Source organism: Kothea flammea, assembly GCF_052161645.1.
In the GTDB taxonomy this organism is placed as follows: domain Bacteria; phylum Planctomycetota; class Planctomycetia; order Pirellulales; family Pirellulaceae; genus Laterigemmans.
In genome coordinates, this window is record NZ_CP197414.1 from 1 (window position 1) to 25,052 (window position 25,052).

18 protein-coding genes and 1 pseudogene are annotated in these 25,052 nt (G+C 51.4%); 9 read left to right on the forward strand and 10 right to left on the reverse strand.

Annotation, left to right across the window (positions count from 1 at the left end; all coding sequences use genetic code 11):
* From SH139x_RS00005 to SH139x_RS00015, 3 genes are all read left to right on the forward strand, one after another.
* A complete protein-coding gene (locus SH139x_RS00005) occupies positions 1 to 1,014 on the forward strand; it encodes a helix-turn-helix domain-containing protein (RefSeq protein ID WP_488353241.1) in 1,014 nt (337 codons plus the stop codon).
* 435 nt (positions 1,015 to 1,449) lie between these two features.
* The gene (gene dnaN / locus SH139x_RS00010; protein WP_488353242.1) at positions 1,450 to 2,568 is read left to right on the forward strand and encodes a DNA polymerase III subunit beta; all 1,119 of its coding nucleotides are present in this window, start codon (positions 1,450 to 1,452) and stop codon (positions 2,566 to 2,568) included.
* A gap of 73 nt (positions 2,569 to 2,641) precedes the next feature.
* Complete coding sequence (locus SH139x_RS00015) at positions 2,642 to 2,917, forward strand: DciA family protein (protein WP_488353243.1); 276 nt, start codon at positions 2,642 to 2,644, stop codon at positions 2,915 to 2,917.
* Between the two features lie 25 nt (positions 2,918 to 2,942).
* Here the strand turns inward: SH139x_RS00015 and SH139x_RS00020 are convergent, their stop codons facing one another.
* A complete protein-coding gene (locus SH139x_RS00020; RefSeq protein ID WP_488353244.1) occupies positions 2,943 to 3,872 on the reverse strand; it encodes a sugar phosphate isomerase/epimerase family protein in 930 nt (309 codons plus the stop codon).
* Positions 3,873 to 3,913: 41 nt separating this feature from the next.
* On the opposite strand from SH139x_RS00020, the gene SH139x_RS00025 reads away from it, so the two are divergent.
* Positions 3,914 to 5,206: a BaiN/RdsA family NAD(P)/FAD-dependent oxidoreductase gene (locus SH139x_RS00025; protein WP_488353245.1), complete on the forward strand. Its 1,293-nt coding sequence runs from the start codon at positions 3,914 to 3,916 to the stop codon at positions 5,204 to 5,206.
* Between the two features lie 283 nt (positions 5,207 to 5,489).
* Positions 5,490 to 6,602 (forward strand): annotated as a pseudogene (locus SH139x_RS00030) (IS481 family transposase).
* Here the strand turns inward: SH139x_RS00030 and SH139x_RS00035 are convergent.
* From SH139x_RS00035 to SH139x_RS00045, 3 genes are all read right to left on the reverse strand, one after another.
* The gene (locus SH139x_RS00035; RefSeq protein ID WP_488353246.1) at positions 6,578 to 6,757 is read right to left on the reverse strand and encodes a hypothetical protein; all 180 of its coding nucleotides are present in this window, start codon (positions 6,755 to 6,757) and stop codon (positions 6,578 to 6,580) included. The pseudogene SH139x_RS00030 and the gene SH139x_RS00035 overlap by 25 nt on opposite strands.
* Positions 6,758 to 7,148: 391 nt before the next feature.
* On the reverse strand, positions 7,149 to 7,502 hold the full coding sequence (locus tag SH139x_RS00040; protein ID WP_488353247.1) for a hypothetical protein: 354 nt from the start codon (positions 7,500 to 7,502) through the stop codon (positions 7,149 to 7,151).
* A gap of 652 nt (positions 7,503 to 8,154) precedes the next feature.
* A complete protein-coding gene (locus SH139x_RS00045) occupies positions 8,155 to 9,237 on the reverse strand; it encodes a transposase (RefSeq protein ID WP_488353248.1) in 1,083 nt (360 codons plus the stop codon).
* Between the two features lie 124 nt (positions 9,238 to 9,361).
* Between SH139x_RS00045 and SH139x_RS00050 the strand changes: the two genes are divergently transcribed.
* The 4 genes from SH139x_RS00050 to SH139x_RS00065 all read left to right on the forward strand — a co-directional run bounded on the left by SH139x_RS00050 (position 9,362) and on the right by SH139x_RS00065 (position 14,188).
* Complete coding sequence (locus SH139x_RS00050) at positions 9,362 to 9,502, forward strand: hypothetical protein (RefSeq protein WP_488353249.1); 141 nt, start codon at positions 9,362 to 9,364, stop codon at positions 9,500 to 9,502.
* Between the two features lie 199 nt (positions 9,503 to 9,701).
* Complete coding sequence (locus SH139x_RS00055) at positions 9,702 to 12,230, forward strand: DUF1549 domain-containing protein (protein ID WP_488353250.1); 2,529 nt, start codon at positions 9,702 to 9,704, stop codon at positions 12,228 to 12,230.
* A gap of 27 nt (positions 12,231 to 12,257) precedes the next feature.
* Positions 12,258 to 13,724 (forward strand): DUF1501 domain-containing protein, encoded by a 1,467-nt coding sequence (locus SH139x_RS00060; protein ID WP_488353251.1) that lies wholly within the window; start codon positions 12,258 to 12,260, stop codon positions 13,722 to 13,724.
* 128 nt (positions 13,725 to 13,852) lie between these two features.
* A complete protein-coding gene (locus SH139x_RS00065) occupies positions 13,853 to 14,188 on the forward strand; it encodes a DUF4870 domain-containing protein (RefSeq protein ID WP_488353252.1) in 336 nt (111 codons plus the stop codon).
* Here SH139x_RS00065 and SH139x_RS00070 read toward each other — a convergent pair.
* The 6 genes from SH139x_RS00070 to SH139x_RS00095 form a co-directional block, all read right to left on the reverse strand.
* Positions 14,177 to 15,982 (reverse strand): sulfurtransferase, encoded by a 1,806-nt coding sequence (locus tag SH139x_RS00070; RefSeq protein WP_488353253.1) that lies wholly within the window; start codon positions 15,980 to 15,982, stop codon positions 14,177 to 14,179. The genes SH139x_RS00065 and SH139x_RS00070 overlap by 12 nt on opposite strands.
* A 94-nt stretch (positions 15,983 to 16,076) precedes the next feature.
* Complete coding sequence (locus SH139x_RS00075; RefSeq protein WP_488353254.1) at positions 16,077 to 18,908, reverse strand: TlpA family protein disulfide reductase; 2,832 nt, start codon at positions 18,906 to 18,908, stop codon at positions 16,077 to 16,079.
* Positions 18,909 to 18,916: 8 nt separating this feature from the next.
* Positions 18,917 to 19,969, reverse strand: a complete 1,053-nt coding sequence (locus SH139x_RS00080; protein WP_488353255.1) for a squalene--hopene cyclase — start codon at positions 19,967 to 19,969, stop codon at positions 18,917 to 18,919.
* Positions 19,962 to 20,816 (reverse strand): hypothetical protein, encoded by an 855-nt coding sequence (locus SH139x_RS00085; RefSeq protein WP_488353256.1) that lies wholly within the window; start codon positions 20,814 to 20,816, stop codon positions 19,962 to 19,964. The genes SH139x_RS00080 and SH139x_RS00085 overlap by 8 nt, the downstream gene beginning before the upstream one ends.
* The gene (locus SH139x_RS00090) at positions 20,809 to 21,654 is read right to left on the reverse strand and encodes a hypothetical protein (RefSeq protein WP_488353257.1); all 846 of its coding nucleotides are present in this window, start codon (positions 21,652 to 21,654) and stop codon (positions 20,809 to 20,811) included. Before SH139x_RS00090 ends, SH139x_RS00085 begins: the two co-directional genes overlap by 8 nt.
* 6 nt (positions 21,655 to 21,660) lie before the next feature.
* Positions 21,661 to 24,981 (reverse strand): hypothetical protein, encoded by a 3,321-nt coding sequence (locus SH139x_RS00095; protein WP_488353258.1) that lies wholly within the window; start codon positions 24,979 to 24,981, stop codon positions 21,661 to 21,663.
* Between the last annotated feature and the right edge of the window lie 71 nt (positions 24,982 to 25,052).

Consider the following 25,052-nt stretch of genomic DNA (forward strand, 5'->3'; position numbering starts at 1 on the left):
TTGCCCCTCAATCCCCTATTGCCCAACTTTTTGGCGGGTCCTGAAAATCGGTTGGCGGCTTTCGTCTGCGGCAGTCGCGAATCGATCGTTGATCGTGGCAATCCGCTGCTGTTAGTTGGCCCGAGCGGATCGGGAAAGACAGCCCTCGCGCTCACTCTAGCGGCCGCCGAAGCCGAACATCTCGAGCAGCCAAAAATACTCCATTTGCCGGCCGTCGATTTTGCTCGCCGCTACGCCGAAGCGGTTGACGGCGACGATCTTGATCACTTTCGCAAGACGGTCGACGAAGCTGACTTGGTGCTCATCGATGATGTGCATTTGATTACGGACAAATTAGCCGCTCAAGAGGAACTGGCTAGTCGGCTGGCGGTACGGACTGATGCGGGGCGGATTACTTTACTGACTTGCCGCCGCTTACCGACTGAGATTCGAGGTTTTCGACCGCTGCTATCGAGCCGCATGCTACCCGGTCTGACGATCACCGTCGCACTACCGGGTGAGGAAACGCGGCGGAAGTTGATTACCGCCTTAGCCGCCCAAGAATCACTCGAACTCGACGACGAGCTGCACGATTTGCTGGCCTCGGGGTTGCCCAAGGACCTGCCTGCTGGCCGCTTGGCTGCCGCCGTGACTCACATTCGCATTTGGTGTCGCAACGAAGGTTGTCAACCGAATCTAGCCGCCATGCAGTCGGCCATTGACGCCACGGCCAGTCGTGACGAGCCCTCGATGGCCATGATCACTCAGTCGGTTGCTCGCCGCTTTAAACTTCGCACTGCGGACCTCAAAGGACCCACTCGCCGACAGCAAGTCGTCCGAGCCCGAGCCTTGGCGATGTTTTTGGGACGCAAATTGACTAGCCAATCGCTGCAGCAAATTGGCGACTATTTCGGCGGGCGGGATCACACCACGGTCTTGCACGCTTGTCGGAAAACCGAATCGCTATTAACCGACAACCCGGAATTGTCTCGCACGGCCGATGAAGTCACGGAAACTTTGCAAGCCAACAGCTAGCTCGGATTTCGGACATTCCGCACTTTTTTTCCACGGTGGACAAGTTGTCGATTTACTGTCCAAGGTTGGAAGAGCGCCGAGCGTGGATCGGTTTGAGTCCTCAGCGGATGTTGAAAACAGCCCTTTCTGTGAACAATTGCCAACTTGGAATGAACACAAAATCAACCGCTTATCCACCGCTGTCGTTGTTTCCTAAGTCGTTTGGCTCTAATTGGTTAAGCGAGCAAGATCGACGTTTGTGACACTTTCTAGCGACGTATTCCGACTACGACGTTTTATTTAAAACCGTATTAAAAGAAAGGGCTTCGCCCCGTAGCTGCATTTGCTTCCGCCAGCCAAACGAATCTGGTTGCCTGGACTGGAACAAACTGACCACCGTTGGTTACAAAACGGGTTCATTCGTTCTGCAACCGTTCACCAGCCGAGTTCCCTTCGATGAAAATCACCTGCGACCGTGAACCGATGGCTGCCGCGTTTCAACTCGCCGCCGTAGTCGCCTCCAATCGCAGTCCCAAGGAAATTTTGCAAAACGTCAAACTGACGGTGACCGGTTCGTCGGCCACGTTGACGGCCACCGACATGGAGATCGGCATCCGCATCACGCTGAGTGACGGGATTGATTTGGAACAGGAAGGGACCACCCTGTTGCCGGTAAGTCGCAGTGGAGCCATTTTGCGAGAGAGCAGCGACGAGCGATTGACTTTTGAAACCGACGAATCGGGGATTCTGATTCGGGGCGATCGCAGCAAGTTTCATCTGCCGAGTGCGAATCCTGACGAGTTTCCACATGTGGAGGGCTTTGAAGAAACCGCCTTTCACACGCTTCCGGTTCGGTTGTTTCGCGAGCTTGTGCGTCGCACGGTGTTTGCCACTGACATGGAAAGCAGTCGCTATGCCCTTGGCGGAGTGCTGCTCGAACTAGAAGCGGAAAAAGTCATCGCCGTGGGGACAGATGGTCGTCGGTTGGCTCGCATGGAAGGAACGGGAACATCGGTGGAAGGGCACCACACGACGGGGACCAACACCATTGTTCCCACCCGGGCGATCCAGCTGATGGAACGAGCGGTGAACGACAAAGACGAAACTGTCGACATTTGTGCTCGCAGCAATGACCTGTTATTGCGAACGCCTCGTTGCACGATTTATTCAAGGCTGGTGGAGGGGCGTTATCCAAATTGGCGTCAGGTCTTTCCCCAACGCGAAAGCAGCCACAAAGTTGACCTCACCGTGGGGCCTCTTTTTGCGGCGTTACGACAAGCGGCAATTGTTACCGATCAGGAAAGCCGTGGCGTAGATTTGATTTTCCACGATGGCACCCTAAAGATCGAAGGAAACACCGCCCAGATTGGGCAAAGTCAAGTGGAAATGCCGATTGCCTATGATGGCGAGGAAGTCAAACTGACCCTCGACAACCGTTTCATTGCCGATTTTTGCAAAGTGTTGGATAACGAGATGGCATTTGTGTTTGACTTTGAATCATCACAAACCCCGGCGCTTTTGACCACCGAGGATGGCTATGGTTATGTGATCATGCCAATGGCTCGCGACCGTTAGCAATTTGGCAACGATGAAAAAGAAGGCTTCTCGATCGTTTGGTCCGCCTCGTTCAGCCAGTGCGCCTCGTTCGATGGGCTCCATTGTTAACCAGTTGATGGCTCGGCGGGGTTACGCCCAGGTGGAAGCCGCCTCCGAGCTGCAGGGGTCGGTGTTGGCGGTGGTCAGCAGTCACGTGGCGGAAGCGATTCGAGTTGGGCAAGTTAAGCGTGGCGTATTAATGATTTACGCTAAAGACTCGCCCACTATGCAGGAGTTAACTTTCCAGCAACGCAAGCTTCTCAAGCGTTTGCAAGCCGATCATCCTCAGGCAAATATCTCTGACGTTCGCTTTCGAGTGTGCCAATGATGTTGTCCGGAAGTTTAGCTGGAGGTTACCCAAGCAGTTGGGCCAACTCGGCGAGATGTTTTGGCACAGCCTGTTCAGCTGGTTCTGCCGCCTCATACTCGAACACAACCCAGCCGCCGTAGTTAGCTTGCCGCAGAATGTCGACAATACGAGGTAAGTCAGCATCTACCTTGTTTCCCGCTTGCCACATTTCCACTTTGATTTGAGCATTCACGGCGTAGGGGGCGATGCGAGCTAATTCGTCGTAAGGACTGTCGGTTGATTTGAAATTTCCAGAATCAAAGTTGACGCCGAACCAGGGTGAATCAACTTGTTGTACCACTTGTAACATGGAATCGGCCGTATCAGTAATTCCATGATGATTTTCCAGCGCCAGCATCACACCTTTTTGCCCAGCGTACTGGCAAGCAGTTTCACACGCCGCCACGCACCGATTGATGGCTTCCTCTCGCGAAACACCGGCTGGTGGGCTGCCAGCAAAAATACGTATCACAGGGGCACCCAGGATGGCGTAGGCATCGACCCATTTTTTGACATGGTCAAGTTGCTGGTCGAGTTCCGCAGGTGCCACACAAAAGTCGTTGCGAATAGCCCCGCCGGAAATTGTGATACCTTGTAAATGACAATGGCGAGCTAAGCGACGAAGATAGGACTGATCAAATTCGGAAGGGAAGTAGTAAGAGGTTAGCTCGATGCCGGGCACTTGGTGTTGGCGACAAAAATTCACTAACTCGAACAGATCCATGGCCCCTGGTTTATCGGGTTGCAGGGAGAGGCGTTGCCGAAACGAATAAGCGGCTAAACTCAGTTTAAGCGGTCCGCGGCCTGTTCTGGGAATTGGATCGATTGCTTTGGCCGGCGTTATCGGAAGGAGGCTAGCCAGCGAAAGTCCGCAGGCGGCACCGCCAAGGCTTTGCAGTAATAGTTGGCGACGAGTGAGATTAGCGGACGACATGATGTGAACTTTTTTAGCGTGTTATCAGGTGGGGAGAAAACGTGGCTCAGACCACTGGGGAAGCGGAATGGGACGTCATTGTGTTGGGAGCTGGAGCAGCTGGACTATTAGCTGCTGCGCGAGCGGCGGCTGGTGGTGCGAGGACTTTGGTGTTGGAGAAAAATCGGAAAGCCGGAGTTAAGATTTTGATGTCTGGCGGCACGCGATGCAACCTCACGCACGATTGCGATGCTGCCGGCATCATGGAAGCATTCGGAAAGAACGGACGATTTCTGCGACAAGCGTTAGCCGCGTTGGGACCGCGAGAGACGGTCTCGATGTTTAATCAATTAGGAGTGGCCACCAAAGTCGAAGAGACGGGTAAAGTATTCCCCGCTAGTGATCGAGCGTTGCAGGTTCGCGACGCTTTGCTGGAGCAGGCTTATCAATGCGGTGCCGCCGTGCGTTTACCAGTCGCGGTGCAAGACCTTAGCTATGAGGCAGATACATGGCTGGTGTCGACATCGGCGGGCATTATTCGCAGCCGAGCGTTGGTTGTCACCGTAGGTGGAAAAAGTTGGCCAGGCTGCGGCACGACGGGGGATGGTTACGCTTGGTTGGAAAGGTTCGGTCACTCGATCAAGGAGACGCATCCAGCATTGGTACCCCTCAGAGGTGGACTGGAGTGGACTCACCAGTTAAGTGGTTTAACGCTCGATGCTGTGACGGCCCGCGTTTGGTTGGCGGAACAGCGGGACGGTGGTTCGCGGGTGTTTACCAAAAAGCCAACTAGTCAACGAACGGCTGGTTTTTTATTCACTCACTTTGGCTTTAGTGGTCCGGTCGTGATGGATGTCAGTCGCACAGTGACGGCAACTCATGATCTGCAACGATTGCGATTTCAATGTGATTGGTTACCCGATTGTTCGGCAATTAATTTAGACAATTGGTTGACATCCCAGCGTCACAGTTCAGGGAGCCAGCATGTTGCGACGACCCTGGCTCAGCTTGTTCCCCGCCGGCTGGCTGAAGCGGTATGTCAGTCAACCAACACGTTGGCAACGCCGCTAGGTGAGTTGAGCAGTAGAGCTCGGCAAGCGATCTTACAAATGCTTAAGCAATGTGATTTACCAGTCATTGGGTCGCGGGGTTTTGAAAAAGCTGAGGTGACCGCGGGAGGAGTGGCACTGTCGGAAATTGATCCCCGCACGATGCAAAGCAAGAAAATGCCCAATTTATTTGTCGCAGGAGAGATATTAGACTTAGATGGTTGGATTGGTGGTTACAATTTTCAAGCGGCGTTTAGCACCGGACACATCGCTGGAATCCATGCAGCCCAGACAGTGAGATTGTGAACACACTCCAGTAGAATAGGCATTCTGTCGTTTTATACCCCACAAGTCATCCTGCATTGCTCGCCTGCCAGACGAGCTCGTGGGGGTCAGAAAAGTTCTGGGGTATAAAAAGGCATCTCATCTGTAATCCGCCAAGTTATGTTTGGAGAGCAGTGCAGGCGATCACGTTTTGAACGCCAAGCTGTTCACGCCAAAGCGGCTTATTTGTAGAAAATTAGACTTGATCTGACACTCACCATTGGATAGCAACCGGCGGTTAATCTCGCAGGACGGGAGTGTCGAAATGACGAACGAACGGAAGATTATTCAGAATAAGATTGGGATGCTTAAGCTGGCCGAAAGGTTAAGGAATGTGTCGGAGGCCTGGAAGGTCTTTGGTTACTCCAGGGATAGTTTTTATCGCTTTAAGGATCTCTATCAAACAGGGGGCGAGGAGGCCCTCAAAGAGATTTCCAAGAAGAAGCCTGTGGTTAAGAACCGCCTCGATCCAGCCGTTGAATAGGCGGTTCTCAAAATGGCTTTTGAGAAGCCCGCCCATGGTCAGGTTCCGGTAAGCAACGAGCTGAAAAAGCACGCGCATTTGGTGTCACCTGGTGGCGTACTAAGCATCTGGTTACGAAACGGTCTTGAGACCTTCAAGAAGCGACTCAAAGCGATTGAAGCGAAAGTCGCGCTAGATGGCGGCGTGCTCACGGAGGAACAAGGGGTTGCTCTTGAGAAAGCTAAGCTCGAAAAGGAAGCTCATGGTCAAATGGAAACGGAGCATCCCGGGTATTTGGTGGCGCAAGATACTTTCTATGTCGGCACCATTAAAGGCGTGGGAAGGATCTATCAGCAGACTGTTATCGATACGTATTCTCGAGTCGCATTTGCGAAGCTATATGATCGTAAGAATGCGTTGGTAGCTGCCGATATGCTTAATGACCAAGCGGTTCCGTTCTTCGAAGAAGAGGGGTTTTCGTTGCTACGAATACTCACCGATCGAGGCACTGAATACTGTGGCAATCGAGAGCATCATGAGTATCAACTCTACATGGCTCTCGAGAACATCGATCACACCAAAACCAAAGCTAGAAGCCCTCAAACCAACGGTATCTGCGAACGGTTTCACAAGACGATGCTTCAGGAGTTTTACCAGATCGCGTTTCGCAAAACGCTCTATGAATCCATCGAGCAGCTCCAAGCGGATGTCGATGAATGGATGAGGGGCTACAACGAAGAAAGACCAAATTGCGGAAGATTCTGTTTCGGGAAGACTCCGAGACAAACTTTCAATGACTCGAAGAAACTGGCCGAACAGAAAATACTCGACCAACTCTTACAGCCCAAATGCGTAATCTGGGTGAAATATGTCAGATCAAGTTCCGGCTACTACAGCGCGGGTTGGCCATTATGATGAAGTTCAATCGCTTTCCATTTTCCATCAAGCGGTTTTGTCGGATTGGCTGTATCTGAAGCGGAAGCGCGTCGGGGTTGTTCTCGCCCTCCGAAAACCAGGCCACCACCACATCCCATCCCCGCGATAGCAGCGAGTGCAAGACGTCGAAGCATTTCGTATCTCCTTTGCAGATGAGTAGAGAGTTCTTCAGCGGCGAACGTCGATTGTTGTTGAGTAGCTCTTGGATCGCTCAACATCTATTGCCGCTCCAACTGCTGTTTTGTGACAGAATTGCAGGAACTTTTATTGGCCGAAAATGATCATCATGTCGACCTAGGAAGCGCTGCGTGGGGTGCTGATGGGGAGTTGGCAGTGAAGTTTGAAGTTGTTTGCTGATTTGTGTTGAAAAAAATTGGTAGAGATTGTGACGACATAGCGGAGAAGGGGCGTTATTTTTTTCCGATGATCCAATATTCGAGCAGTTCGACCATATTTTCGTGGGTTAAGGACTCGGGCAGGCCCAACCGATGGCCAGATATTTTTTCCGCTGGATACTCGGTGCAGTTAGCTGTCAGCCGCGATCTGCTGGCGAGCGAAATGGGGAGCGAGCGGTACCGCTAGCAGCCCGTCTTTGTGTAACAACCGCACAGAGCCGCACACCGCACAGGAGCCGCTCAGGGACAAGTCCCGCTGCCGCACCGAGCGCGCGGGGACAGGTCCCGCTAATTTTGCTCGCGTGGGGCCGGCGGCGGGAATTTTGGGCTGACGACGACCCTTGGCGCGGAAGGATTGGGCGGTGGCGAGCCATTTTACGCAGTTTTTGCTGAATTCTTGCCGCTCGGCGCAGACCTTCAGCCCCAACCGACAGTTAAAATCTTTATCCGCCGGATGCTCAGTGCGATTAGTTGTCAGCCGCAATCGACTGCCGGGCTATTTGGGGGCCAGCGGCTCCGCGACAGCCCGATCTTTCTGCGACGCCAGAGTGCGAGGACAGTTCCTGCTAATTTCATGAACAGGTTGCGCTAATTTGGCTTGAGTGGGGCTGAGGAAGGGGGAATTTTTGGCTGGCGGCGCTCCTAAACGTGGGTAGAGTGGTTGATGGCGGGCAATTTTATTCCGATTACGCTAACTTTTTGCCGTTCGGCGGGTAACTTCACGGTGATCCGACGGCTCAGTTTTTTTACCGAATGCTCGGGGGGGTTAGACTCCCGCCGCGACCGAATAGTGGTTTTTTTGGGGGGAAACGATTCCGCGCCAGCGCGACATTTCCGCGACGCATTCCTACGGGCACGCATCACACAGTCGCACGTCGCACGGGGACAGGTCCCGCTGCTGCACCGAACGCGCGGGGACAGGTCCTGCTAATTTTGCTCGCGCTTGGCCAGCGGCGGGAATTTTGGGCTGGCGGCGGTCCTTGACGGGGCCAGATTGGATTAGGGTGCGCATTTGGGCGCTGTTTTCGCAGAATTTTTCCTGCTCGGCGCGTACCTTCAGCCCCAACCGACGGCTGATTCCTTTTTTTCGCCGGATGCTCAGTCCGATTTGCTGTCAGCCGAGGTCGACTGCCGAACTATTTGGGGGCTAGCGGCCCAGCGACAGCTCGGTCTTTCTGCGACGGCGTGTTGCCCACCATAAATTTCATGCTGGCTATCAACGCGTGACCGCCCAAGTCGGCGTTGCTCCGCCGCCGCAATTCTTTGATCTGCTCCCGCAATCCATCCACATCAACCGACTGGCCACTCCGCCAACAAACCTCGCGCATCTGCTCGGCAGTTAGTGCTGGATGGCTTTGCAAATTGGGGCGTGCCTTGATCGCCAATTGCCACAACAAATTCACGTACGATGCAAACGTCATCGGCACACAACCCAAGTCCTTTTCCATCTGCCGACGACGCTCCTGCACTTCCTCCAGCGTCAAATCATTGACGACCGCCACCTGCAAACCGTCCGCTTCCCCAAACAATTCAATCGGCGAAAGCCAATCCGACGAATCGACTTCGCTCCCATCAAGCGTCTCCAGTCGCTCGCGAATCGAAACCATTGCGCTGGGATCGTCAAGCGAATCCGCAAGATGAGCTTTCAGCGGATTGAGATCAACGTAAGCCATACAGGCCAATACGTGCTCTTGCTCTTCGAGCGCATTCAGCTTAAAACGTTCTTCGAAGAAGTGACCTGTACACTCGTCTTCAATGTTGCACTTGCGAGCTACGGTCTGACACATCAGCTTGACGAACCAAGAGATGTCGGAAAGCCGTACCCTGAGTGCTTTTACATACTCGGGCTCGCTGAGGATCGCATCGATTTCACACTCCCGAATTTTCCCGCCTTTGTTTCCCCGAGTCGGTTTCCTCGAGGTGATCGACAGCCATCGGATGGCGACCTGGCGATCCGAAAGCTGCTCGACCAAGTCAGGTCGGTTCCTAATCACGCAGTGCCAATGATTTGGCATTATTGCATAGGAAAGCAAATCTAAGCAGAATCTTTCGACCAGAAACTTCATCCGCCCGCGAAACCATTCTCTGCGGTGTGAGTGGTCGACTCCTGTGAGCGGATCAACGCCGTGGAGATAGCTTCTGCGAGTGGTACGATTGAAACAGTGGTAGACGCCGTGCTGAGTGGGATCATAAACGGCGGAGCGGGCACCGCGAGGCATGGCAAACCCTCCAGAAAGTGGAAACAACTGGAACTGTACGCACGCACCTTAGTAAATTCCAGCGCATTTTCAACCCCCTGCTGGAAGAATCACAAAACGTAATCAGTGCACGCGATACTACTTCATGACTGGTGTCTCCAACATCGGCGGCAATCTCGTCGGCAACATCCAGCATGCTGGGTACTCGCTATCGGAGTTGGCAACCTTCAATGTCTGGCTAAACAAAGAGTTGTTCTTGGCAACTTTGCGGTATGGTAAACTTTGAACTGGCGTTCTTTGGTGCGCGATCGTTGAGTTTCTAAATCAAAGACACCTATCCAGGCATTTTTGTTGCTTCCATCTTTAAGCTGCCTGGGTGTGATTCGATGCCAGTATGCGCTACCAATTTGCCTGCACTCTGCAACAATCAACGCGATTAAGAGTCCGCAGAAAGTCAGACACCACTTATTAGTTGATTGAGTTCCATGTTCAAAAAAAACCTCCACATGCATCCTGCAACTTGGTTATCGGCAGTTTCGCTTCTCGAAGTGTTCATTTTGGTCAATTGCATCGGGCTATTAGCGCACTCGGTTGTTGGGCAGGAAGTTATTCGCCAAAACAACAACAGGCAGGAAATTGATTTCGCTCATCATGTCGTACCACTCCTGCAGCAACATTGCGTGGCATGTCATGGAGGGCGCGAGGCGAAAGGTGGTTTTTCTCTGAATACCCGCGAACTAGTCATTGATTCAGGTCATGTCGAGATTTCGCAGCCATACGAATCGTACCTGTTGGAGTTGGTTAGATCTGGAGACGCTGACTCGCAAATGCCGCCAGCTGATCGCCCACGTTTGACCGTGGTCGAGCAACAGCTACTAGCAGATTGGATCGCTGCGGGTCTGCCATGGGATGATGGGTTTAGCTTTGCTCCGTCATCTTATGAGCCTCCCTTGAAACCAAGACGCCCTGAGTTACCGACTGGCTCGATAGACCGTCAACATCCCATTGATCGAATAGTCGATGCTTATTGGTTGGAAAATGGTGTTTCACCTCCACCACAAATTGATGACGCTACATTTCTGCGCCGTGTTTCACTTGATTTGGTTGGATTAATTCCAGATCCTGAAACTTTGCAAACCTTTATCGCAGATACTGATCCTAATAAACGAGCGCGTGTTATCGATGAGCTGTTAGCAGAGCAAATTGACTATGCCGATCATTGGTTATCATTCTTCAACGACCTATTTCGCAATGATTACAGTGGTACAGGGTTCATAACTGGCGGTCGCAACCAAATCAGTGGTTGGTTATATGAGTCACTATTGAATAATAAACCTTTTGATTTGATGGCTCGCGAATTAATTGCACCCAAAGATGCGAGCAGTCAAGGCTACATTGACGGAATTAAATGGCGGGGTGAGGTTAGCGCCGGGCAGACTAATGAAATACAGTTTGCTCAGAGCATTTCTCAATCATTCCTTGGAATCAATTTAAAGTGTGCTTCTTGCCACGATAGTTTTATCGATCGCTGGACACTCGACGAAGCATACGGTCTGGCCGCAATCTACTCCGATCGTCCCCTGGAAATCCATCGCTGTGATAAGCCAATCGGAAGGCAAGCTACGGCAAGTTGGTTGTTTCCTGAGCTTGGTCAAATTGATGTTCAGTCCCCGCGGAATGAGCGACTGGAACAACTCGCTGCCCTGATGACGCATCCTGAGAATGGACGATTTACTAGGACTATCGTCAATCGACTTTGGTACAAATTGATGGGTCGCGGGATCGTTCATCCACTCGACGCGATGCAAAGTGAACCTTGGAACGAGAACTTGCTAGATTATTTAGGAGTCTCGTTAGCCGATCACAGTTATGATTTAAAATCCGTTTTAAAGTTAATCGCGACCTCGAAAGTATATCAATCACAAACCATATCTCTAAAGGAACCACCCACGGTTGAATATGTGTTTCGGGGTCCATTGCCGCGACGCCTTACGGCTGAGCAATTTCTTGATAACATTTGGAAAATCACCGGAGCCGCACCTAAGCAAATAGATGCCCCCGTGCAACGGTTGGCGATTAACGATATTGAATCGCTCGAACTCACACAGTCTGCAGACTGGATTTGGGGAGATTCCGCTGCGGCGGGTGGTGTTCCTCCTGGCGGTGAGAAAATTGCCTTGCGAACAAGTTTCCACCTTGAAGACAAGGCTATTCGTGGCGGTGCAATAATAACCTGTGATAATCTCTATGAACTGTATCTCAATGGGGATCAAATCAGCAAGGGTGATGATTGGACTCAGCCACAAATAGTTTCAATCGACTCATTCCGCCCCCATTTGCGAATCGGTAACAACGCACTTGTGTTGATTGTCACCAACCAAGGAAGTGGTCCAAACCCAGCGGGTTTGTATTTCTCTGCTAAGTTTCTGTTAGCGAACCAATCTGAATTGACCGTAACCAGTAGCGAATCGTGGGAATTCAATCCTCAATTACCTGTTTTCAATGATTCTCAGCTCAGCAAGCTAAGCAATGCCGGAGAATCAAACGGACACTGGAAAGCGGTCACCGTGGTGCCCCCGGTACCCTCCTGGTCGGAGACGATGACGGCTCAAGGGCCAAAGTTGTTTGCCGTTGCAACTGGTGGCCCGCAACCCATGGTGCGCGCTTCGTTGGTAAAGAATGATTTTCTGATGAAATCGCTGGGACGTCCTTCACGCGAGCAAATTGTCTCGATGCGTCCCAATGAGTTGACCACGCTCGAAGCTATCGATCTCTCTAACGGGGCTTCCTTTGCTGAAGCGTTGGCAAAAGGGGGTCGCAGGTTGGCAAGTCAAGCACAAGGAGATCGAAGCGAATTTGTGCGGTTCATTTTTCTATCAACGCTCTGCCGAACTCCAAATCCAGGGGAAATGCAGGCGATTCTGAATTTTTTAAGTCCACAACCAACCGCAGACGAAATTGAAGATTTGCTGTGGACTGTATTTATGATGCCAGAGTTTATGCTGGTCCGATAAGCGATAAATTCAACGAGGAATAAAGTCATGCACGGTTTTGAATTCGATATCGAAGCACCCAAAGAACTGGTTCGTCGCGACTTTCTCAAGCGACTCTCAGCGGCAACAACCGCGGCTTTGACGTGTTCGGCCCCCAGATTGCTCGCTGCCTCAGAGACTAGACAAATCGAACATCCTTTCGCTACCGCTGATGCTTGCATTTTGATTTGGATGGGAGGGGGTATGGCTGCACCTGACACTTTCGATCCCAAGCACTACGAACCGTTTCGTAACGGTTTACCAGTGGCCGATATGCTGAGCACGTTTCCAGCTATCGATACCGCCGTGGAGGGTTTGCAAATTTGCCAAGGCCTCGAGCAGATCGCCAAAGTCATGGATCGAGCAACCTTGATCCGCTCGGCAGTGCAAGAAGACCTTGGCAGCATTCTGCACTCGCGGCATCAATACCATTGGCATACAGGTTATGTACCACCTCAAACGGTGGCCTGTCCTCATCTGGGCTCTTGGATGGCGAAGGTTCTGGGCCCGCGTAATCCGGTTATTCCAGCTTTCATAAACATTGGTCAACGTTTGGAGGGGGTCGGTGAGAGCGAGGAATTAAAGGCCTTTACCACCGCTGGGTTCTTCGGAAGTGAATTTGGGCCTTTGAATTTGCCTTTTCCGGAACAAGCGGCTCAGTCCGTTCGGCCCCCCGGCGACATGAGCAGCGACCGTTTCGCAAACCGCAATCGTCTCTACCGACAATTGGTCGATAGCAGTCCGCAACGTGAGTACATGAGCGATTACCAACAGGAATCAATGTTGCGTTCACTGGATAACGCGTATCGATTACTGAATTCGAGAGATAAAGCGGCATTCGATATAGAATTGGAACCAACCGCTAGTCGAAAAATTTATGATAATAGTCGGTTTGGACGCGGTTGTTTACTGGCTCGGCGACTCGTTGAAGCGGGCGCTCGCTTCGTCGAGGTGACGACCGAGTATGTCCCCTTTCTCCACTGGGATACTCATGCCAACGGGCACGAAACTCTAGTGCGAATGCACCGTGAAATGGATCATCCGATCGCTCAACTAGTCCTTGATCTCGAACAACGTGGCATGTTAGATCGAACATTGGTGGTGATCGCTTCGGAGTTTAGCCGCGATGCTCTAATTGAGGGTGTCCCAGGTTCGACCGCGTTTGACCAAGCGACTGAGAAGGTCGACGTCGTGCAAGAGATGAAACACTACGGATTGCATCGCCACTTTACAGGTGGTACGAGCGTGGTGATGTTCGGCGGAGGAATGAAACGTGGTTATGTCTACGGTAAGACTGCTGATGAAAGACCGTTGATCGCCGTGGAAAACCCTGTTACGATCCCTGACTTGCATGCCACAATCATGACGGCAATGGGAATCAGCCCGGCAACCGGTTTTGACATTGAGGGTCGACCGTTTTACGTAACCAAAGACGCGAAGGGTGAAGCGGTAGAGGAATTGTTCGCAGCGAAATAGATATGCCGGTGTGAACGCCTGCTCAACTGTCGCACAAAATGAGGTGCCAAGAACCTGCGAACTTAAACGAACAACTGATTCTGTCGTACCATTAAATTTCGATACCACTATCAAACAGGATGTTCAACATGGACCAAGAAACTCGCTTGTGGGCAATGATTTTGCATCTTTCGGTTCTTGCCGGTTATGCGGTTCCGTTTGCTGGATTGGTGGCGCCCATCGTGATTTGGCAAATCAAGAAAGAACAACTACCAGAAATTGACGCGCATGGCAGAATGGTGGCCAATTTTCTGATCTCCATGTTCATTTATGGCGTGATAGCTGGTCTCTTAGTGTTTTTGTTGATTGGCTTTCCTTTGTTGATTGCACTCAGTGTCATCGGTGTTGTGTTTCCCATCATCGGTGGAATCAAGGCAAACAATGGTGAGCTTTGGAAATATCCCGGTATTCTTTCACTGATTTAGTAAGCAATTCGTAGTCACGGGTGAAGGTGGCTGATTGGCGGTGAAGCACATTCGTTCGCCGGTTTCGGGATGATCGAAACAGACTTGTCGAGCGTGCAGCATCATCCCCGGATCAGTAATCGTGAGCGCTCGGTTTTCGCCTAGACAATGGTCCTGTAAGTAGAGCGGGTCTCCGACGATTGGATACCCAAGCTCCCACAGGTGCACGCGAATCTGATTGGTGCGACCAGTGATTGGTTTAACCCGCAACTGGCAAGTTCCATCGCTATCGCGCTGTAGCACTTGAAACTCCGTGATTGCCGGCACGCCATCTGTGGAGTTGACTCGGATGCGTCCAGCCCCTTCACGAATTCCAATTGGCAACTCGCACCGGAAAGTATCCTTGACGGGGTGACCATAACAGCATGCGAGATACTCTTTTTCGACTTGTTGCGTCTCAAATTGTCGTTGCAGAGGCCGGGCAACACTCCTGCGTTGACATAGCACTGTTACGCCACTGGTATTGGCGTCTAATCGATGTGCAGCTCTAAGTACCAAAGGTTGGTATATCCGATTCAACAGCCCGATCAAAGTGTTGTGGTTAAATCGCCCGGAGGGATGAATGGGCAAGGGCGATGGTTTATTGACGACCACGATTGCGTCGTCTTCCCAAAGAATTTCAATTGCCGCGTTGACAGCAGGTTCGATAAACTCCGGTACGCGGTGGATAAATTGCTCTCCGGTTCGCACGATGCGTCCTCCGCAAACCGCTAGTGAACCTTCCGTAATTCTTCCCTCAGAAAGTGTCGTCAACCAGGTTTCACGATCTATCTGAGGAAACATCACAGTTAACACTTCAATCAACGGCATCTGATCATAACGCTCGGGGATTCTCACCGGCCGACGTTGTTCATGCGGTTTGCAACCTGGCAAGTCGGCAGCCAGTTTGGCGATTGCAAAATGCCGCTTAGAGATAGTGTCTTGTCGTAGTTTTTCTGGATCTTGAAAGCAACGGGGACATGATTTTCCCTCAATGAACAGCGGTGATTGCTGTTCTTCTATTGAAAGTACCGCTTGACAAGCATAACACAGCGCCAAGCCAGTCTCTTCTAGTGTGCTTCCCACCGCGACTCGGTCATCAAAGACAAAACAATCACCTCGATAGTGCCTGCCGCCAACCTCTTCGAAATACTTTAGAATTCCTCCGTCTAACTGATAGACTTGTTTGAAACCCTTCCGTTGCATTAATGGTCCGGCTTTTTCACAACGAATTCCGCCAGTGCAAAACATGACAACCGGCCGATCACGATACTCCTCAGGCAGGTTATCCACGGCAGCTGAAAATTGTCGAAATGAATCAACACCGACGGGAATCGCTGTCTCGAAGGTGCCAACCTGAACTTCAAAGTCGTTGCGAACATCAAGCAGCACCACGTCCCGACCGGAGTCTAACCATTGCTTTAATGCTTGGGGGGCTAGCTTTGGGGACGTTTGACGATGCGGCTCGATCCCTTCGATTCCAAAAGAGATGATTTCACGCTTGATCTTCACCAGCATCCGATTGAAGGGAAGTTTTTCACTGAAACTCTCTTTGACGGCAAGCTCCTCAAACAAAGGATCTGTCTTCAGCTTTTGAACCCAAGCCCGCAAAGGCTCAAGCGGACCAGCGAGAAACAAGTTCATACCCTCTGGGCTGAGTAGAATCGTCCCACGAAAGCCCTCTTCGCGACACTCCTTTAGCAGTTCTCGGCGACGTTCCTCCAATTGATCCAGAGGCACAAACTGATATGCGGCAATATTAAGAATTTCAGACATGCAACAAGTTAACGGTTCACTAGCCGCCGATAGCAGCAAAAGATGTAAGGAAAAATCCAATGATATATAAGAAAAATTCTAACAGTCGGTGGCGTCATTGAGAAGAGGATTCGTCGCTCGATTGTGACGGCGGTGTGTCAAGAGCCTTTTGAATTGCCGAGGAAAGTTGACTCTTAAGCTGGGCTCCACCCCCGACAAACAGTCGAGTAATCTTCCCATTTGCATCAATAACCACCGTTTGGGGAATCGCATTTGCCTGGTAGCGGCCGGCGGCGACTCCATCAATATCGAGCACCACATTTGGCTCAAGTTCTAGTCGTTTCAGTGTGGCTCGAATTTGATCAGCGGATTCTTGTAAGTTGACTGCCACGAGTTGGACTTGGTCGGCTGGAAACGCAGCGACGGCTTGATCGATCTGGGGCATAGCCTGCAGGCATGGGCCGCACCAAGTCGCCCAAAAATCTAAAACAACGACTTTACCTTGCTGTTGCGAAAGCTGAAAATCGTCTCCATCAAGTGTCTTGAGCTTGAAATCAGGGGCAGGTTGACCGACCAGTGGCGAACTAGTGCCAGCCATGCTTTCGCCCTCACCGTTCGTTTCGCTTTCAGAAAAGACAGCGGGTTGTTGGGCGTGTCGCAGGCGCCAATCGAAGAACGGGAGGTTTGCTGTGGTGGTCCCAATTTCGCTTCCGAAAACCAATCGATCAACAGTTTTCAAATTGACTAAACAAGCACCTAGTAGCTTGCTTTCGCCGACAATCTCGCCACCACCAGATTCCTGTGGTACGAAGGTTAAGCGAATTCCATCACGTTGCACGGCCAGCAGTTGCAGCGGAGCGTTATTCGTTTCTTGACTATCAGCGGTTGACGCTGGTTCGGTCGGTTTCGCATCATCTTCCAGTTCATCTGCATGAAACCAGATAATTTTTCCAATATAACGCGTCGACAGGGTAATCTCTTTAAGTTGTGCTTCGAGAGATGTTTCTTCTTGATCTAGTTTCAGCAAGTTTCCTCGTAGAAAATCTCCATCGACCGACATCAACAGATGGCTAGGCGGAGCGTTTTTTCGCATTCTTGGCACGGTCAGCAGGCGTTGGCGTTCGGCATCTTCCAGCGTTGCTTCGTCGATCACTCTCCTCAACTCAGCTGCTTTCATTTGAGAGTGAGGAATCATTCTTTCGCCGGTTACGACTGAGTCGATCAAGATGCCTTGTTCATCAATTGCTTTGACGCTGGCTGGGATGGAATCGCCCGTGCGAAGATGAATCAGGCGTATGACCTCTCGGTCTTCGACTTTACCAGTGGCGAAAGCTTGAACCATCGCGCCAAGCAGATTGCCCCTGCGAGCCCGTGCTGGTGCGACTGTCTGTCTCACCCTTTTCTCCGTAGAATCATGGTAAATGATTTGACCGCTAGCGGTGGGCTTTAGGTGGGCGGCCACCGTTGACCATTTGGGCGCAAAATAGAGACACGACCTTCCCTCGGAGGTGGTTGAATCCATAAGGATTCCGCTGATGTTCGTTTCATTCATCACTAGCGTGCCAAAACGTCCGGAGGCGAAACCGGATTTTTGATTTGACTTGGTGACTCTTCGCAGACCGCTCAGATCGGTCAATGGCACTAGTATGGAATCCCTTAAATGCTCGGTTGCAAATTCGACTTGATTATCTAGGACGCGTTGAAATTGCCCAGAAAATCGAATTCCGCCTTTTACTAGCAGAAGCTGCCGCTGGTCCAGTTCTTCACGCCCCTCCTCTGGAAGTTGGTTTGCCGGTTCGGAAGGGGCAGGGTGAGTAAACATGGCTAAGTCGAGTTGTTCAGTAGCTATTGATTCAACCGTCTCCCCCTGTTGGATCTGCAACATGCCAGCTTGGTATCCGACCCAACGTCCAGATATGGTTTGCTTTGTGGAGGTTAAAAATTGATCTGCTGAATCGGTATCTGCTTCGATGGCCACGACAGCACCCGTAAGCACGTCGATCCGCTCCAGACGCAGATGTCCATTAATATTTTGAACTTGCACGCCTGTGAATGGTTTGTCCGTACCCGGGCCCAATTGCATCGTCGTTAGTTTTGTTCCGCTTTCGTTATAGATGACTATTTGGTCGTTCGTCTGGTCAAGGTCAATCGTTAAATGAAGTTGACCATTCATTGCCTCGACTTGAGCCAAGACATTTACCATCGCACGTTCTTGGAGTTCGCGAACCAGCACGACGGCACTATTCCAGATTTCGATACGGAAAGCTGTTTGGTAGGATTCTTGAGATCCGTCAGTGGCCAAGGCAAGGATAAAATTTGGGGCGCTTTCCCAAGCTAGTTCAAGCTCAATCGTAGAACGTTGTTGTAGACCGATGTCACGAAAGATGGGATCGGTGAGTCCGTTGGCTTCTAATTGAAAACCAACATCGTTCCAGGATTCTAAATCGTCTACTTCCAAAATCTTTTGTCTGTTGGTAATCGTCCATTCTTGCAGCGAACCGGGACCATGAAACAAACAGGCTCTGCCATCATTCCAGCGGAAGATTCGTCTTATCGAGCTTAGTTCCAGCCGTAGTTCGCCAAAAGTTGGTGACTGGATTACCAACCAGGGTTCCTCAAAAGCCTCGATCGTACCGAACAAACGCGTACCGCTGATTAATTCAAAGCCAAATTCCCCCGCCGCTTCTTCGCCCGCTTGTTGAACGGGAAAGTTAATTGCGGAAATGGTTTGCAGAGGAAATTCAAAAGGTTCGACAAACTGCGGATGCTGCCAACGAATCATCCCCAGCGATTCACTACTAACTAGCGCACCAGTTAGGTAGGCGTCCTTTTTAAGCCTTAAACTACCTTGTGGATTTCGGCCGACAACTCGATCGACATCGCTCCCTATGAGGCTCGATGTCAATGCAAGCATGATCCATGTGAGCATGATGTAGCGGGAGGGCATGCGATCTCTCAGCGTTCGTAGATGGGGAGAAAGCGATAGTTGAGGGCCAGCGCCAAGAGCGAAAGAGCGGTGTCAGTGGTGCTACCGAACTGCCCCTTGAACTGACCATTTTCCATTTGACTGGCTTTCATCTCCCGAACCAACAAGCGATTCCAGCGTTGCCAAGCATCAACATCCCCTTGAAATAGAGCTTGGGCTTGATAGTAGCGAGCGTATTGTTCGTAAGCGCCAGGTGGCTGTTCAAGTCGGGCGGTCAGGTAACCGAGGGTAGCGTCGAATTGAGGCAGATCTTTACGGCGAGCGATTGCGTAGACAAGCGCGGCGATAGAAATACGAGCGAGCGACTCGTCGAAGCCACCAAAACCACCCGCGTAGGCAACTTGTCCGCTGTCGCTGGTCATACTTTTATAATAAGCAATCGCGCGGTCGACTGATTCGTCTGAAACTTCGATGCCAGCATTTCTTGCCGCAAGCAAACTGACCAAGATAGCGCCGCTGACTGATGTATCCGCGTCATTGGCATCGGCCGAGTATCTCCAAGCGCCGAATTGATTCTTCTTCTGGGAGGTTACTGAGGTGCGGACCGCCAATTCCAATGCTTCTGCGATTGAGCGTTGACTCTTCGGATCGACCTCAGTTCCCCATAGGCCGCGATCGTCTACAGCACCGTAAGCTTCTGCTAGACAGAGGGTGGCAAACCCGTGATGGTACATGCTGTTGCCTAACATGCCGGTGGTGGAATTTTGACTCGCGATCATGTGTCGCAGTCCGCGTTTGATATTACCGCTGTAAATGCCAAAGTTTGGGTCTTCACCGGATGCCAACATTGCCATCACGGCCATCCCGGTGATGCCGGGGCCTTGATTGGAATCGGGCCAGCTTCCATCGTCGGCTTGTGATTCGGCTAAATATGCTAAGCCACGTTCGTACATCTCGCGCACATCACGGGGTACCATTTCGCCATAGGTTTGCCCCGGCAACTGTGCGTGCAGGATGGACGATCCCAACAACCAGAATGAAATGAAACAGACGAGAAGACGTCCCAACGTGTGCTTAATCATCGTTTGGCTCCATTTCAATAATGCCCTGTTGTTGAAGAAATGCTTCAATCGATTCAAGGTTTTCCTCAAGTTTTTGCAATCCTTCGATTTGTTGAGCGTCCAGAAAAGATGCGAGTACGTCTTTATCGATCTGTGCGAGTCTCAATAAAATTAAGTATTGAACGTATTCATGATCCAATGACACGTCTTTAAGTTTCTCAATCAGTAATTCGCTTAGGCTATTGCGCTGATTGCTGGTCAGCGGAATCGACAATTCAACCTGGGCGATGGCTGCATTGACCAGGGCATTTAACTTGCGAGCAAGGACCTCTTTCTCAGCTTTGATGAGAGCTTCTGATTGGGTTGGCTCGAGCGTGGTATGTAGAACTTTTTGAAACAGAGAGCTGTCGGCAAAGAGACCTTGTCGCATTCTTTGCTGAATGGGAACTGTTAGTTGCCAAGCATCATTAAATTCATTTTGACCGACTTTTAGGCCAGAGATTTTCTTAATGACTAAATCGGCTGAATCAAAAAAGCGTTTGATATCACCGCTAGCGGCTAATCGCAGCGTTCGTTCTTGTTCGGACGTTAGGGGAAATTTTCGTTTTATTTGAGTGATGGAAACTTCTAGTTGTGCGGCAATGGCTTTTTCAGCTTGAGGACGGTCTCCGTAATTTTGGAAAACCCACGCTTCCGCCGTTGCTGCGTCAATAACAAACTCATCTTGGCTAAAAGCGGGAAAAGCATAAATAAGGCAAATCAAAAAAAGCATTCCAGGCATTATGTTTGCGCAGCGACCGCTCATAACCTGTGGCGGAAGTAAAGAGTTGGCGGGGCGACTATTGGGAGGTTGGATACGATTATTCATCCCAAGCAATCTCAAGAGCATTCAAGTTAAGATTCATGGGGAAATGATGTTTATTCATTTGATTCCAAATCTGCCGCTGGTTCTTGTCCAAGACTCGCTGCATAACGATTTCGGGCAAAACGGGATAAAACTCAGCATTGCTTATGTACATTTCAAATGAAAACGTGTTTGCACCATCCCAACGGGCTTGTAAATCGAGCTTCAGTTTGTCTCGTTGTTCCTTTGTAAATGCCAATTGTTTGTCGAGTAGTTCAATGACCACCGCGATATTGGCTGTCCGCAGGAATGTTTCCCGCAGCTTTGCTTCATGGCGATATTTTGCTAGTTCATCAGGGGCGGCAATCTCAGCGAGTTTGCCGTCAAAAACGCTGCGGACCCGAGCGACCGGGTCGGCCTTAAAAGCAATTCCTCCCGCAACATTGGCGACGATCACGGTGCTACCTCCGGCGAAACCAAATAGTTCGTCTTGGTTGCCATCGACGGTTAAATCTTGCATGGTGTCGATGCTGGCGATCATGTCGGCCGAGAGTTGTTTGGTCTGGTCGGGAGTTAGATCGCAAACTCGTTTGGCAAACCCTATTTCACTGCGAATGAGGTTGGTTAACGTATCAGTGAGTTCCTGTTGCTTCAGTTTTCCTTGTTCGACGTTCGCGGGTCTCTGTTCTTCGATAATTACACCCCCGAAGTCATCTTGAAGTATTACTTCAACATCTTGGGCGTTCGTTACAGCGGGGAATATGGCGAGATAATTGATGATGCAAAAAGCGATCGACAAACTGTTCCGCCATGGTGCGGGAAAGTTTTGGGGCAACGCCAAGCATCGGTAAGCTATATACACTGTGAATCACCGAATTGGTTGTTCGATACGATTAAAGTATTCGTCCAATCCGGCGCGGAATTCTTCCGGCAGGACGGTTCCTGTTTCACCGGTGGTTTGGCCGATATTTCTGTCTTCGCGGACTTCCTTTTGATTGGTGCCGCTGCCGAGCAGGGCAAGGGCTGAATCGGTGGTCGTACCGCTACCGCCGCCGCCTGGAGAAGAGCCGCCGCCCCCGCCACTTTTCGGGTTTATGCGTTTCGACTGGAGCAGTAGTTCAATCGCTTCGGTTTCCGCCGCGATCGCCGTGGAGCCCGTGTTGGGTTCCGCTAGCAGCCGCAGTGCTTCGCCCATGACCACGTCGACTTGTGCGAGCAACTTCAGTTCCTTGCCAAAATGCTTCTGCGCATCGGGCAGTTCTTCGATGCGATGTAGCAGATCAACGACTCGATTTTGTAATTGAACTTGCACATCGGAGAGTCGTAGCCCTTCTTGCATGTGGTCGTCGCGCGAGACTGCTTGGCGGGCTTGTTCGGCAACGCGAGTTTCTTCCCTGAGCTCGATCTCGGCCTCAAGAATCTTGAGCGCTTCGAGCACGATGGAAGGGGGTAGGCTGGCGGGAGATTTTCCACCGGGACATTGGCCGCTGCAGGCTGGGTCGACTAAATCTTCGGCCCAGCGATCGAGTGTGTCAGACCAATATTCGCATTGAGCAACTGAGAGTCCCTGTTGTTTGGAGATGTCGCTCGTCAATTGCCGCAAGCCACCGATCACATCCTCTTCTTTCATTTGCTCAAGAACCGTTTGAAAGCGGGCAAACCGACGTCGTTCGAAGTAAGCCGACATATCATCCATAATGTAGGAAACTTCTTGCACACTTTGATCTTCAACTTTTTGCAAACCGGTAAGCGTTTCATTGACATCAGGAGTCAAGCGACTTTCACGGCGTCCAAAGGCTGATTCAATATGGTCGGAAATTCGACCGGCTACCATCGACTGTGTGCGGGAAGCGGCTTTGAGGCGTTTGACCAGAGTGCTGCCCTCGAGGTTTGCCAAGACGGCGTTCAGTTCATCGGCAATTTTTTCAAATTCAGCTAGCAGATCTTCTTGCTCGGTGACGGCTTCCGTCAATTTCGAATCCGCACCTGGTGGTTGTTCATCTGTCTTTGGAGATGGTTCTTTGGCTGGCCCAACCAAGGTTGTAGTTGGGAGGCGGAGCGCTGGATCGCTAGGTTTCTTCGGTGGACCGGCTTCGTCCGCGGGGAGTTCGTCAGGTGTATTTTGGGACGACTCGCGATCGACCAATTGGGGCACGATTTTATTACTTGGCTTCGCATTTGGATCTTGTTTGCTGGGACTTCCCGGCGTTGGCTTTGAACGATCTTGACCCGCCACGGGACCGCTAGGTTTTGGGGCTTGTTGGGCGAGACCGTTCGGTTCGGCCGCCGCTTTGTCCAAAAGATCGGCGACGGAGGGCATGCGGTTGGCCGACACATCCTTGAGGATTTGCAACATGTCAGCCCAGCGATCGAGGTGACCGACGCCAATTTCTGAATTTCGGGAGGCTTGTTTGACGAGTTGGTCACCGAGTTCGCTGAGCCGCGCCAGGCGACGTCCATTGGCGCGTTCGGCTTGGGCTTGACGTTCAATGCGTTGGCGGTTTTCCGCGATTTTGCGATCTTCGCTGGGCAGATCTCGGAGTTCCTTGTTAGATTCGTATAACTGTAATTCGCGATCACGGACTTCCAGCGCTTGGCGATGCCATTTGCTTAACTGCTCCGTCATCCAGATCGCGTGTTGATCGGGTGTGAGGACATAGAGCATGTAAGGTGATGAGATAACACGATCATTTTCAGGGCGATAATCTTCGGCCCAGACAAACAATTCAATTGCTTGCGGTTCGATACCATAAGAGGTTGCCGAGAAAGTGCCAATGACCTCCATGGAAGCTTGATCATTCCCACCCGCGGCGAGTACACGTTCACCGGAGGTTGGTTGAGCGAGCGCGTCATTTGGCAAACCTCGCCACATGACTCCCACGCGTCGCACGCCAAAATCGTCATGAACCTGGACTTGGAAGCTGAGCTGTTGAGAATCGAGCACGACGGCTTGGCGGGGTAGGCCATCACAGATCAGCGAGGGCGATTCGTCGTCGATTGCTGTAATTTGTAAGTTAAAGGGTTCGCGACCGGCAAGTTGATGTTCGTCCTGCCATTCCAAACGAAGTTCGCTGGAGTCAGCCACTAGCACGGCTTCTGAAGAAAACTGATTGCCATTTGGCTGTTGAGATTTGCCATTGATGGTGGCCTTTACTAACTCGCGACTGGCTTCCACTTTAAAGACTGCTTGGCTGCCTTTGACGAGCGAAACGGCTCCGCCCCGCGCGTCTTTGATGATTGGAGTTGGTAAACCTAGATACTCTGGTAAGTGAACTTGTCCAGCAATCTGCATTAGTTCGGGGCGTAATGTTGGTACCAGATTAACTTGTTGAATCGTATCGCCGATGCGCAGATCGAGAGGTTGTGGCTCGATTTGAGGTGGTAAAATGAATTGATAACCGCCGTTGACCAGCTCTGTTTTGATAGGTTGTTGCCTGCCTACTTGTATGATCCCCGCAGCGGGCTGCCATTTGGATTGTTCTGTTAGGTTTAAGATCAGCGTGACGGGTTCCCCGTGCGCGACGTGCCACTGAGCGGGTAATTGATCGACGCGAGTAAAGGTGTAGCGTGGTATATCGCTCCAGGGCGCAGCGAGCCGCGCGAGCGTATTGCTGGCAGCTGTTGGATAGGCGAAGAACAAACCGAGCGCAACAAGCACCCCCAGGCCAGCCGCAATACTCCAGCTGCGGTATCGTGAGCGGGGGACAGCGGCCAATAGGTTACGTTGACTGGCGTCGGCGGCCACTTGCCGCATCGCGGCCTGGCAAAGTGCGGGGGAGCGTGATTGTTCACGATGGTTTTCAGCCAGTTCGATGACCCCTAGCAGCGAATCGCCCACCGCTGGCAATTGCCTGCTGAGCAACCGGGCTAGTTGCGTAAGCGTTCTTTGACTCCAGACCCAACGATGAAAGCAGATCGGGAGAATCGTGGCGGCCGCCAGCACGACGAACAATAACCCACCACGGACGATCGCGGGGGTATCGGTGAAACGATCGAGCAGGTAGGCGGTGAGGAAGGCGACGGCAGTGATGAACAGAGCGATCGCCGTGGCTTCGACCAGTTTGATCGTCCAGACACGACGCCGGTAGCCGCCCAACTGTTTTTGCAGCGAGTCGGGAACCTGGAGATGATTCAGCAAGCTGGCATCTTGACCGGCGGTTAAACCGGTGGGGGTTGTCGCGAGGCTCATCAGAAATTTCCGGAGTAACGGACTGAACGGGACTTGTTTCTATTGGAACTCAATTGGGAAACAGTCGCAAT